Raw genomic sequence first — 11,775 nt, forward strand, 5'->3', positions numbered from 1 at the left:
GGTCGCCCGGTGCTAGGTTCCGCCAAAGACAGGCGGCCGGACGAAGGCCGATGGAAGGGATGGACATGACCGACGCTCAAACCTTGTCGCAGCGGGCTGATGCGCTCGAAGCCAGGATGGCGCGCGAACTCGATCTCATCGTCGTCAAGTCGAGGCTTCACAGTCTGGCCGAGGGCGACATGAGTCCACCGCGGAATGCCGGGGCGTTGATGAAGGCCAATCCGAACGCGCGCGTTCTGATGGGCGACGATCCGCGACTTCCGGCGATGCCGGAAAAGCCGACGTTGATCGATTTCTTCAAGTATCGCTTCGGGCCCTCGATGCACTTGCTGCAAAGCGCGCGGCACGCGGTGACGGCCGGGTTGCCCGAGAAGATGGTGCTGGCATGCCTGCTGCACGACATCGCCGGCGTGGGCTTCATCCGCGGTGACCACGGCTACTGGGGAGCACAGCTCGTCGAGCCCTATGTCGATCCGGAAGTGACATGGGCGATCCGCGCCCATCAGGTGCTGCGCTTCTATCCCGACGAATCGGTCGGCTACGAATACCCCCAGTCCTACGTTGCCCTGTTCGGCGCCGACTATCGGCCTGATCCCTACATCGACGAGGACTACAGGCGCATGCGCGATCACAAGTGGTACATGTCGGGCCGGCAGATCACCGTGCACGACATCTATTCGTTCGATCCCGATCTTCATGTCGAGTTGGCGGAATTCACCGACATCATCGGCCGCAACTTTCGCCAGCCAGCGCAGGGACTCGGCTACGACAACAGCCCCGTCGCGCACATGTGGCGGGCGATGATCCGACCGGCGAAGTACCTCTAGGTCCTGCTCGGATCGATCAGGAACTTCTCGCCGGTCGCCCGCTTGGCGTAGGCGGCAATGTTCTTCGGATCGAGCGCCTCGGCGAGCGACACCGTCCGGGTGTAGTGGCTGGCGAACGTGGTCTTGAGTTCGCCGACCACGCGCTCGCGCAGGCGCACCTGGTCGGGTCGGCCGATCTTCTGCAGGAAGGGCGTGAGCAGCCAGCCGCCGACGCCCCACGCCATGCCGTAGTTGCGCACCAGCTCGACCGGCCCGGTGTTCAGGCTGCCGTAGATGTAGACCTGCTTGTGCGTGGTCGAGCCGTAGCGGCTGTATTCCTTCGCCGTCTTGTTCAGCGCGATCTCCATCGCCGTCAGGATCTGGCTGGCGAGCTTGCCGCCGCCGATCGCGTCGAAGGCGATGGTGGCGCCGGTCTCGACCAGCGCCTGGACGAGATCGTCCATGAATCCGGGTGCGCTCGAATCGACGACATGCTTGGCGCCGATGCCCTTCAGCAGCTTGGCCTGCTCGGCGCTCCGCACCACGTTGACCAGGCCGATGCCGTCCTTGAGGCAGATCTTCACCAGCATCTGGCCGAGGTTCGAGGCGGCCGCGGTATGCACCAGCGCCTTGTGGCCCTCGCGCTTCATCGTCTCGGTCATGCCGAGCGCCGTCAGCGGGTTCACGAACCACGACGCCCCCTCCGCCGCGCTGGTGCCGGCCGGCAGAGGCTGGCAGTCGGTGGCCTTGAGCAGGCGGTACTGCGCGTACATTGCGCCGCCGATCATCGACACCTTCTTGCCCATCAGCGCCTGCGCCGCTTCCGAGCTGCCGGCCTTGATGACGGTGCCTGCGCCCTCGTTGCCGACCGGCATTGCCTGGCCGAGCCGCGCGGCGAGGAAGGGCAGGGAAGCCCCGGAGACCTTGCCGGTCACTTTGATGCCGTCGCCGCTGCCGGACGCCGTGAGTGTCGTCGGATCGGCGGGGCCCAGGAGCAGGCCGAGGTCCGACGGATTGATCGGCGTCGCCTCGACCTTGACCACGACCTGATCGGCGCCGGGCTCGGGCACCTCGATCCTGGCGAGCGACAGTTCGAGGTCGCCGCTCTTGGTGATGAGCGAACGAAGCTGCAGACCGGTGGTCATCCTTGCTCTCCCAAATTCATCCTCGCCAGGCGGGCCGTGTCGTCGAGAAGGCGAGCACCGCAGCGAAGGACACGATGCCGAGTGCCACGAAGGCATACAAGCCCTGCACGCCCCAGCCCGCGATGTCGAGCGCGAACAGGCTGCCGCAGACCGCAATGCCGATGCGGAACAGGTTCGCGACGACGGGCCACACCATCTCGCCGGTGCCCTGCGATGCGAAATAGAGCGCCATCGCCAGGCCGAAGAATCCGTAGACCGGCCCGACGATGCGCAGGTAGGTGCGACCCGATTCGAGCGCCCCTGCATCGGTCGTGAACAGGCCAAGCCACAGGTCGGGCGAAACGGCGACGATGGCGCCGATCGTCGCGGCGATGCCCCCCGCCATCAGCGCGCCCATCCAGGCAAGTCGCTGGGCACGGGCAAACTGCCGGGCGCCGATGTTCGTGCCGACCAAGGCGGTCAGTGCGGCGCCGATGCCGAAGCTGATCGGCACCAGCATGTACTCCAGCCGACTGCCGATGCCATAGCCGGCGATGGCTGCGTCGCCGGCGCGCCCGACCAGGCCGGTGACGATCAGAACGGTGCCGTTGGTCAGGATGACGACCAGACAGGCGACGAGGCCGACCTTGAGGATGTCGCGGAAGGCCGCCCAACGGAATCCTTCCCTGGGCAAATGCAGGCGCACGACGGCCCCCGGCCCGATGAGGCGCGAGGCCATCCACAGCGCAGCCAGGGAAAAGGCTGCGACCGATGCCGCCGCGGGGCCGACGATGCCGAGTACCGGCAGGCCGAACCAGCCGAGCGTCAACGCGCCCGTGAGCGGGATCTGCAGTGCGGCGGTGGCGACGAAGGCGAGACCCGGCGTCTTCATGTCGCCGGTGCCGCGCAGCACGGAGGCCAGTGTGTTGGCGATCCAGTGGGCGCCGCAGCCGAGAAACAGGACCGTCGCGAACGAAAGCGCACCTTCGAGCGCGCGACCGCTGCCGCCCAAGGCGCCATAGATCGGTCGCCCGAAGCCGACCAACACGACGGCGAACAGGGCGGCCATGCCGAGCGCGATGGCGAGCGCGTGCGCGGCGGCCGCTTCGGCGGCGGCGCGGTTGCCGGCGCCGAGCGCGCGCGCCACGGAGGAGGAGATGCCGCCGCCCATGGCCCCGGCCGACATCTGGCCGAGCGCCATCTGGGTCGGGAAGACCAGGGCGAGCGCCGCCAACTCGACCGTCCCGAGGCGGCCGACGAACCAGGCGTCGGAAATGCTGACCAGGCTTTGCATGGCGACGCTCAACGCGTTGGGGGCGGCGAGCAGGAGGATCGTCGGCACGATCGGGCCGGCGAGCATCATCTGCCGGCGTTCAGCGGGACTCATGACGCGGCTCTCTAGCACGCGTTGTCGATGGTCCGCGCGAGCTTATTTCATGGCAGGCCGAGCTTCCTCTTCGAGTACGCCCATCTGCCGGGCGATGCCGGTCATCACCTCGATCATATGCCCGAGCTGCTCCCTGGTGTGTTCCGCGCAGAGGGCGCAGCGCAGCAGGGAGATGCCGTTCGGCGTCGCAGGCGGCGTGGCGACGCCGACATAGATGCCGGCCTCCAGCAGGGCGCGCCAGAAGGCGATCGCCGCGGCGCGGTCCGGCATCATCACCGCGACGACCGGTCCCTGCACAGGGCCGAGCCGGAAGCCGCGTGCGGCAAGCCCGTCGTAGAATGTCGCCGCGTTCTCCCACAGGCGACGGCGCAGGTCGGGCCGCTCGCGCACGATCCGTAGCGCTTGGCGGACGGAAGCGATGACCGAAGGCGGCGCCGAGGCGGTGAACATGTAGGAGCGTACGGTCACGCGCAGGATGTCGAAGTCGGGATCGTCCGACACGACATAGCCGCCAATGGCGCCGAGAGTCTTCGAGAAGGTACCGACAATGTAGTGGCAGTCGTCGAGCACGCCTTCGGCCTCGCAGAGGCCGCGGCCGTTCTCTCCCAGCGCCCCCAGCGAATGGGCCTCGTCGACGAGAACGTAGGCGCCATGCTTGCGGCACACGTCGATGAACGCTCTGAGCGGCGCGCGATCGCCCAGCATGGAGTAGATGCCCTCGAGCACGACCAGGCGGTTGCCCGGCTCGTTGCTCAGCCGGCGCAGGCGCACTTCCAGGCTCGCGGGGTCGTTGTGCCGGAAGCGCCCGACCTCGGCCTGAGTCTGCCTGCAGGCGTCGTAGATCGAGGCATGGCTGTCGGCGTCGATCAGCAAGTGGTCGCCGTCGCCGACCAGCCCCGATATCACGCCGAGATTGGCCTGGTAGCCTGTGGTGAAGACCATGCAATGCCGCTTGCCGTAGAACTCGGCGATCTCGCGTTCGAGCAGGGCGTGCTGCCCGTAGCTGCCATTGGCGATGCGCGAGCCGGTCGTGCCCGTGCCTTCGGCCCGGATCGCTTCGATCGCCGCCGCCATGCAGGATGGATCGAAGGTCAGGCCAAAGTAATTGTGGGTGCCGGCAAGCAGCGTCTTGCGGCCATCGATGATCGCCTCGGTGGGCGACAGGACTCGTTCCATCCGCACCTGGAACGGGTCGGCGCCGGTCGTCTGCACGCCGCGATAGTCCGCGAGCAGTGCAGCATGACGATCGAGCAGACCCATCCCGTCAGCGCTCGTCGCACAGCCCCAGGATGGCGTCGGCGAGGTCGTCGACGGTGCGGATCTCCGTCGCGAGCTGCGGCGAGATCGTGATGTCGAACCGGTCCTCGAGCTGGATGATGAGGTCCATGACGGTGAGCGAGTCGACACGGGTGCCGTCGCAGATCACAGTGTCGCCCGAGAGTTGGGTGTCGCTCGCCAGGTAGGGCGCGAGGTACTGACGGATCTCGCGCAGGACTTCCATCTGCAGAGAGACTCGCGCGACCTTGCGAGGAATGAGTTCGATCGTATCTGGCATACCGGTCCCCGCCGTGTTGAGGGCGATATTTCACCGATATGCGATGTCGATGTGAAATGACGTTTGGTTACCGCCCGTTGCGATACATTTCGTAATGTTACTCGGCCGCGAGCGGTGTCGGATCGAGCCAGCGGCCGATATCACCGAGCGCACGTGCCGACAGCGCCTGCTTGCGCTCCTTGCCCCGCAGGTTGCCCTCGATGGGCGGGAACAGGCCGAAATTGACGTTCATCGGCTGGAACGTCGCGGCATCCGCGCCGCCGGTGATGTGGCCGAGCAGCGCGCCCATCGCAGTGGTCGGCGGCGGCGCGACCGGGGCAAGGCCCCGCCGTTCGGCGGCGGCGAAGCGGCCGGCCATCAACCCGACAGCGGCGCTTTCGACATAGCCTTCGCAGCCGGTGATCTGGCCGGCGAAGCGCAGTCGCGGCATCGCCTTCAGACGAAGCGTGCCATCGAGTAGCCGCGGGCTGTTGAGGAAGGTGTTGCGATGCAGGCCGCCCAGCCGGGCGAACTCGGCGTTGTGCAGTCCGGGGATGGTGCGGAAGATTCGAGTCTGCTCGCCATGTCTGAGCTTGGTCTGGAAGCCGACGATGTTCCAGAGCGTGCCGAGAGCATTGTCCTGGCGGAGCTGCACGACGGCCCACGGACGGCGACCGGTGCGTGGATCGCGCAGGCCGACGGGTTTCATCGGCCCCCAGCGCAAGGTATCGGGGCCGCGCGCCGCCATCACCTCGATGGGCAGGCAGCCGTCGAAGTAGGGCGTGTTGCTCTCCCATTGCTTGAACTCGGTCTTGTCGCCCGCCAGCAGGGCGGCGACGAAGGCTTCGTATTCTTCCCTGCCGAGCGGACAGTTCAGATAGTCGCTGCTGCCCTTGTCGTAGCGCGACTGCTTCCAGGCGATCGATTGGTCGATGCTCTCATAGTGGACGACGGGCGCGATGGCATCGAAGAAGGCGAGCGCCTCCTCGCCGCTCAGGTCGCGGATCGCCTCGGCCAGGGCCGGCGCGGTGAGAGGGCCGGTGGCGACGATCACGCTGTCCCAGTCTTCGGGCGGAAGCGCCGTCACTTCCTCGCGCCGCAACTCGACCAGCGGATGGCCAAGCAGGGTCTCCTGGACGGCCGCCGAGAAGCCGTGGCGGTCGACGGCAAGTGCCCCGCCGGCCGGCAGCTTGTGCATGTCGGCGGCACGCATGATCAGCGAATCCGCTCGCCGCATCTCCGCATGCAGCAGGCCGACGGCATTGTTCGCCGCATCGTCGGAGCGGAAGGAGTTGGAGCACACCAGTTCGGCGAGCGAGCCGGTCTGGTGGGCCTCCGTGCCGCGCAGCGGCCGCATCTCGTGCAGCACGACCGACACGCCGGCCAGCGCAAGCTGCCACGCGGCCTCGCTGCCGGCCAATCCGCCGCCCACGATGTGCACAGGGCGCGCATCGCGCGCCGGCTTGATGCTTGACGTCATCCCATCCGACCTGAAACTGACGCCTCCTTACATGGGGGACCCCGAGATGGCCAACAAGTTCCACAATCCCAAGAGCGTCGTGCTGGCCGGCAAGTACAGCCTGGGCTGCGAAATCCCGGCCGGCGCGCGCATCCTGTTCGTCGCCGGACAGGTCGGCGTCGACAGCGGCGGCAAGCTGCTCGACGGGATCGATGCGCAGTGCGACCAGGTCTGGAAGAACATCGGCGAGGTGCTCAAGGCCGCCGGCATGGATTACAGGGACATCGTCAAGATCGTTGTGTTCCTGACCGACAGCCGCTTCATCGCGGCGAGCCGTGCCGCGCGCGAGAAGTACATCGGCGAGCCCTATCCGGCGTCGACGCTGTTGATCGTTCAGGGATTGGCAGATCCTTCCATGCTGGTCGAGATCGAGGTGGTGGCGGCCAAGAGCTGATACGGCGGAGCCCGCGCCGGATGGCCGAAGCGCTGACCTATCGACATGTGCTGCGGCTCGACGGCATGCGTGAGCTGTATGCCGCCGCCTGCCTGTCGCGCCTGGCGGGCCGCATGTTTTCGCTGGTGATCGTGCTCTACGTGCTCGATCGCTTCGGCTCGCCGGTACTCGCCGGATGGGTAGCCTTCGCGGCGATGGCCCCGGGCCTTGCGGTCAGCCCCCTTGCGGGCGCGCTGCTCGATCGCCTCGGTGCCGCCAGGGCGGTCGTCATCGACATGGCCGTCGGCGCGCTGCTAGTGCTCGCTCTCGTCGGCGCCGATGCGGCGGGTGTCGTCACCGAGCCGCTGCTGCTGGCTCTCGTCGGTCTCTATTCGCTGACCAGCCCGCTCGGCACGGCCGGCATCCGCGTTCTCATCCCTCGGCTCGCGCCGCGTGAAGCGCTCGACCTTGCCAACGCGCTGGACACCGGCAGCTACGCGCTCATCAACGTCGCTGGGCCCGCGGTGGCGGGCGTGGTGTTCGGCTTCGTCGGGGTCGAGGCCGCCTTGCTGGCCATCGTGGTTCTCTATGGCGCGGCGTGCGTCGCCCTCGTGCCGCTGGTCCGCCGTGTGATCGGCAGCCCCGCCGCGTCGCCGGCCTCGTTGCTGGGTGCGGCATGGGCTGGCGTCGTCTATGTCGTGCGGCACGCCTCTCTGCGCGGCCTCGCGATCTCCTACGCCCTGTTCCAGACGAGCTGGGGCATCCTCGTCGTCGCGGTTCCGGTGGTGGTCATGGCCGACCTCGGGAGCGGAGGGATCGCCGACTCCGTCGTCGGCGGATTGTGGGCGGCCGCTGGTCTTGCCGGCGGGTTGGGGGCTCTCTTTGCAGGGCACCTGCGCACCGACGGTCGCGAGCGGCTCTTCATCGCTGCCGGAACGCTCGCGACGGCCTTCGCCATATATCCGCTCGGAGCGAGCTTCGGCCTGGTGGGGCTGGCGCTCGCGCTGATTCTGGCCGGCTTCCTGGAGGGGCCGGTCGATGTCGGCGTGCTGTCGCTGCGCCAACGGCGTACCGATCCGGCGTGGCTCGGCCGCGCACTGGCCGTTTCGATGAGCTTCAACCTGTCGGGCCTGCCCATCGGATCGGCGATCGGCGGCCTCGTCGTGGCCCACTCGCCGCCGCTCGCGTTCGCCCTCGCTGCCCTTACGTCTGTGCTTGCCGCGGCGGCGGCCTACGGTCTCGTCCCGGCGCAGGATTCCAGCGAACATGTCGTGGCGAAGTCGTAGGATGCGGCAACCATGACCACCTCGCTCAAGGTCGCTTTGGCCCAGCTCAACCCCAAGGTCGGGGACGTCGACGGCAACCTCGCCAAGGTGCGTGCCGCGCGCGACGTCGCGGCGGGGCAGGGCGCCGATCTGGTCGTGTTCTCCGAACTGGTTCTCGCCGGATATTTTCCCGAAGACCTCGTGCTGAAGCCGGCCTTCCAGAAGCGCTGCCACGAGGCCGTCGAAACCCTGCGCGCCGACACCGCTCAGGGCGGCCCGGCGCTCCTGGTGACGACGCCGTGGCGCGAGGACGACAGGCTCTACAACGCCATCATTGCGCTCGACAAAGGCGAGGTGATCGGCAAGCGCTTCAAGGTTGACTTGCCGAACTACGGCGTGTTCGACGACAAGCGTGTCTTCACGCCCGGCCCGATGCCCGGGCCGATTGTGTTCCGGGGCGTGCGCATCGGCGTACCGATCTGCGAGGACGTGTGGACGCCCGACGTCGTCGAATGCATCGCCGAGACGGGCGGCGAAATCCTGCTGGTGCCCAACGGCTCGCCCTTCGAAGTCGGCAAATACGATGTGCGAGTGCAACTCGGCGTCAAGCGCGTCGTCGAGAGCGGGCTGCCGTTCGTCTACGTCAACCAGGTCGGGGGACAGGACGAGGTGGTCTACGACGGCGGCTCGTTCGCGCTGGGCGCAGACCGCCAGCTCAAGGCGAAACTCGCCTCGTTTCGCGAGGAGGTGACGACGGTCGAGTTCCGCCGCGACGGCGCTCGCTGGGAGTGCCTGCCGGCCGCGATTGCGCCCGAGCTCGATCGACTCGACGCCATCTACCAGGCAATGATGCTCGGCCTGCGCGACTATGTGAACAAGACGGGCTTCCCCTCGGTGGTGATCGGCCTGTCGGGCGGCGTCGATTCGGCCTTGACCGCCGCGGTGGCAGTCGACGCGCTGGGGCCGCAGCGTGTGCACACCATCATGATGCCGTCGCCCTACACCGCGATCGAATCGTTGGAGGATGCGAAGGCGTGCGCCGGGGCACTCGACGTGAAGTACGACATCGTCGGCATCGAGCCGGCGATGAAGGCGTTCCGCGACATGCTGCAGCCCCTGTTCGGCGATCGCGCCGAGGACGTCACGGAGGAGAACATTCAGAGCCGCGCGCGTGGTGTCACCCTGATGGCCGTTTCCAACAAGCTCGGCGGCATGGTGGTGACCACGGGCAACAAATCGGAAATGGCGGTGGGCTACGCCACGCTCTACGGCGACATGTGCGGCGGCTACAACGTGCTGAAGGACGTCTACAAGACCACGGTGTTCGAACTCTGCAGGTGGCGGAATGCACACCTGCCGTTTGGCGCGATGGGCAGGCAGGGCGAGGTGATCCCCGAGCGCATCATCGCCAAGCCGCCGTCGGCCGAACTGCGCGCCGACCAGAAGGACGCCGATTCGCTGCCGCCCTACCCGGTGCTCGATGCCATCCTGGAAGGGCTGATCGAGCGCGACCTCGGCGCGGTGGATATGGTGCGCGAAGGCCACGACCCGGCGACGGTCGACCGCGTCTGGCGTTTGCTGGAAGCCGCCGAATACAAGCGTCGCCAGGCACCGCCCGGCGTCAAGATCACCTCGCGCGCCATCAGCCGCGAGCGTCGCTATCCGATCGTCAACGGATTCAGGGGGTAGCCAGCATGTTGATCGCGCAAATCTCGGATATGCACGTCACGGCCCCGGGCGAGCTGCTGTACAGGCGCATCGACACGGCGGGCTATCTCGAGCGCGCAGTCGCACATGTCGAAGCGCTCGATCCGCGCCCGGACCTGGTGCTTGCTACCGGAGACCTGGTGGATCGCGGCACGGTCGCCGAATACGAGCTGCTGCGCCGGCTGCTCTCGCCGCTGTCGATGCCGGTGTATCTGATCCCCGGCAACCACGATCGGCGGACGACGCTGCGCGAGGTCTTCGCCGATCACGCCTACCTGCCGCGAAGCGGCTTCCTGCACTACGCCATCGATGCCGGCGACCTCCGGCTGATCGCGCTCGACACCTTGGTCGAGGGCAAGCCTCATGGCGAATTGTGCGAGGAACGGCTCGGCTGGCTGGCGAACCGGCTCGCCGAGAGCGACAAGCCGACGCTGCTCTTCATGCATCATCCGCCGTTCGATGTCGGCATCTCCGCCTTCGACGGTGCAAAGTTGAACGTCGGTGGAGAGCGGCTCGCCGAACTCGTGCGAGGCCACCCCAATGTCGAGCGCCTCCTGTGTGGCCATGTTCATCGGCCGATCCAGATGCGCTGGGCGGGCTCGCTGGCTTCGATCGCGCCCAGCACGGCCCATCAGGCGGCTCTCGACCTGCACGAGGGGGCCCCTCTTGCGATGGCCATGGAACCGCCGGGCTTGGCCCTTCACCTCTGGCGCCCCGGCACCGGCCTCGTGACCCATGTGAGCTATGTCGGCGATTTCGGCGGACCCAAGCCGTTCCGCTGATGTCCTGGCTGGGCGGTTCGGGCAAGAGGATCGGGCCCGGAGTCATTACCGGCGCGGCGGACGACGACCCGAGCGGCATCGCGACCTATTCCCAGGCCGGCGCCCAGGCAGGCTTTGGCCTGCTGTGGACCATTGTGTTGACCTTGCCGATGATGGTGGCCGTCCAATCGGTCAGTGCCCGGATCGGCCGCGTGACGGGCCAAGGCCTCGCGGCGAACTTCGTGAAGCTCTTCCCGCGCTTCATCGTGCTCGGGCTCGTCGCGCTTCTTCTCGTCGCCAATACGATCAACATCGGTGCCGATCTGGCCGCCATGGGTGCCGCGACGGAGCTGGCGCTGGGCGGGCCGAGCCGCCTCTACACCGTCGGCTTTGCGCTCGTGTCGCTGGCGGCGATCGTCTTCATACCCTACCACCACTATGTCGGCGTCCTGAAGTGGCTGACCTTCTCGCTGTTCGCCTATGTCGGCGTGGTGTTCGCTATCGACATCGACTGGCGTGCGGTCGCGGCGGGGGCCCTCGTGCCGCGACTGGCGTTCGACGCGCCGACCGTGACACTGATCGTCGCCGTGTTCGGCACGACCATCAGCCCATACCTTTTCTTCTGGCAGGCCTCGGAGGAGGTCGAGGAGGAGGAAGCCGACGCCGATTCCGGTCCGCTGCTCGAGCGTCCCGAGCAGGCGGTGCGCGAACTCAGGCGCATCGGCTGGGACACCTGGCTGGGGATGGGATTTTCCAATCTCATCGCCTTCTTCATCATGTTGACCACCGCGTTGACCCTCAACGCCAGCGGTCACACCGACATCGCCACGTCGGCCGAGGCCGCCGCCGCCTTGCGGCCGATCGCCGGCGAGTTCGCTTTCCTGCTGTTTGCGCTGGGTATCGTCGGCACGGGGTTGCTCGCCGTGCCTGTGCTGGCGGGATCCGCCGCTTATGCGGTGGGCGAAGCGCTGGGTTCTCGCACCGGGCTGGAACGGCGGCCGGGCGAGGCGAGGCTCTTCTACGCCGTCATCGGCGCGGCGATCCTGATCGGACTCGGCATCGACTTCGCACCGATCAGCGCCTTCCAGGCATTGCTGTGGAGCGCCGTGCTGAACGGCGTGATCACAGTTCCCATCATGGCGGCGATGCTGCTCGTCGCCTCGCGCCGCGCGGTGATGGGCGACTTCGTCGCGACGCCATTGCAGCGGCTGGGCGGCTGGACGACCGTCGCGATGATGGGCTTGGCCACGATCGCCATGTTCGCCCTGCTGTAGGGGCTCGACGATTCCTGACGGGCCC

The 11,775-nt window shown here is 67.4% G+C and carries 11 protein-coding genes; 6 read left to right on the forward strand and 5 right to left on the reverse strand.

The features are described from left to right. The first annotated feature begins 65 nt into the window (after positions 1–65). Entirely contained in the window at positions 66–827 is a 762-nt protein-coding gene (locus KIT25_08190) for a hypothetical protein (GenBank protein ID UYN96892.1), read from the forward strand. Here the strand turns inward: KIT25_08190 and KIT25_08195 are convergent. The 5 genes from KIT25_08195 to trmFO all read right to left on the reverse strand — a co-directional run bounded on the left by KIT25_08195 (position 824) and on the right by trmFO (position 6,331). Beyond that, a complete protein-coding gene (locus KIT25_08195; GenBank protein ID UYN96893.1) occupies positions 824–1,951 on the reverse strand; it encodes a zinc-binding dehydrogenase in 1,128 nt (375 codons plus the stop codon). The two genes, KIT25_08190 and KIT25_08195, sit on opposite strands and share 4 nt — an antisense overlap. 16 nt (positions 1,952–1,967) lie before the next feature. Continuing rightward, positions 1,968–3,317 carry an MATE family efflux transporter gene (locus tag KIT25_08200; GenBank protein ID UYN96894.1) on the reverse strand — a complete coding sequence of 450 codons (1,350 nt, stop codon included), beginning with the start codon at positions 3,315–3,317 and terminating at the stop codon, positions 1,968–1,970. A 42-nt stretch (positions 3,318–3,359) separates the two neighbouring features. Next, positions 3,360–4,577: an aminotransferase class I/II-fold pyridoxal phosphate-dependent enzyme gene (locus tag KIT25_08205; GenBank protein ID UYN96895.1), complete on the reverse strand. Its 1,218-nt coding sequence runs from the start codon at positions 4,575–4,577 to the stop codon at positions 3,360–3,362. Between the two features lie 4 nt (positions 4,578–4,581). Then, a complete protein-coding gene (locus KIT25_08210) occupies positions 4,582–4,872 on the reverse strand; it encodes an acyl carrier protein (GenBank protein UYN96896.1) in 291 nt (96 codons plus the stop codon). A gap of 97 nt (positions 4,873–4,969) precedes the next feature. Continuing rightward, positions 4,970–6,331, reverse strand: coding sequence for a methylenetetrahydrofolate--tRNA-(uracil(54)-C(5))-methyltransferase (FADH(2)-oxidizing) TrmFO (trmFO, locus tag KIT25_08215; protein UYN96897.1), 1,362 nt, complete (start codon positions 6,329–6,331; stop codon positions 4,970–4,972). Between the two features lie 46 nt (positions 6,332–6,377). Here trmFO and KIT25_08220 point away from each other — a divergent pair, with 46 nt between their 5' ends. Genes KIT25_08220 through KIT25_08240 form a run of 5 tightly spaced genes read left to right on the forward strand, consistent with a single transcriptional unit; the run spans position 6,378 to position 11,750 of the window. Next, positions 6,378–6,764, forward strand: a complete 387-nt coding sequence (locus KIT25_08220) for a RidA family protein (GenBank protein ID UYN96898.1) — start codon at positions 6,378–6,380, stop codon at positions 6,762–6,764. 20 nt (positions 6,765–6,784) lie between these two features. After that, positions 6,785–8,029, forward strand: coding sequence for an MFS transporter (locus KIT25_08225; protein UYN96899.1), 1,245 nt, complete (start codon positions 6,785–6,787; stop codon positions 8,027–8,029). Positions 8,030–8,041: 12 nt separating this feature from the next. After that, positions 8,042–9,697: an NAD+ synthase gene (locus tag KIT25_08230; GenBank protein UYN96900.1), complete on the forward strand. Its 1,656-nt coding sequence runs from the start codon at positions 8,042–8,044 to the stop codon at positions 9,695–9,697. Between the two features lie 5 nt (positions 9,698–9,702). Continuing rightward, positions 9,703–10,497, forward strand: coding sequence for a phosphodiesterase (locus KIT25_08235; GenBank protein UYN96901.1), 795 nt, complete (start codon positions 9,703–9,705; stop codon positions 10,495–10,497). Then, on the forward strand, positions 10,497–11,750 hold the full coding sequence (locus tag KIT25_08240; protein UYN96902.1) for a divalent metal cation transporter: 1,254 nt from the start codon (positions 10,497–10,499) through the stop codon (positions 11,748–11,750). The genes KIT25_08235 and KIT25_08240 overlap by 1 nt, the downstream gene beginning before the upstream one ends. Positions 11,751–11,775 lie beyond the last annotated feature (25 nt).

Origin of the sequence: Enhydrobacter sp., from assembly GCA_025808875.1 — a bacterium.
Classification (GTDB): Bacteria; Pseudomonadota; Alphaproteobacteria; order Reyranellales; family Reyranellaceae; genus Reyranella.